Annotated in this window: 1 pseudogene; it reads right to left on the bottom strand. The window is 35.1% G+C overall.

Features of this window, described 5'->3' with window-relative positions:
* Positions 1 to 345 (bottom strand): annotated as a pseudogene (locus tag KVT27_RS23980) (Mu transposase C-terminal domain-containing protein); the annotation flags it as partial.

The following is a 345-nucleotide window of genomic DNA, read 5'->3' on the forward strand; positions in this document are numbered from 1 at the left end:
GATAATACTTGTTTATTCCATGTTCAAATTGCAATTTTATCTCTTCTGTAATATTAACACCACTTCTGTATTCACCATCTACCGTAAGCTTTCGTGGTCTCCCGATTTTATCCACATTGAGTTTCTTACTTTTCCCTCGACCACCTGAATTCGCATAATCAGGTAGCATCGAATTTTTGTTCATTCCACGCTGCCAGTATCTACTTAAAAGCTTTTTTACTTTTGTTTTACCTAACCCACTATCAGCCACAATTTGTACGATTTTAGCTTCACGTCCTTTTTTTAGTAGAAGTGAAGACATATTCGGAATAATAAACTTTTCTACAATTGCCCAATCATAATCAC

The organism is Lysinibacillus sp. GbtcB16 (assembly GCF_019091145.1).
Classification (GTDB): Bacteria; Bacillota; Bacilli; order Bacillales_A; family Planococcaceae; genus Lysinibacillus; species Lysinibacillus fusiformis.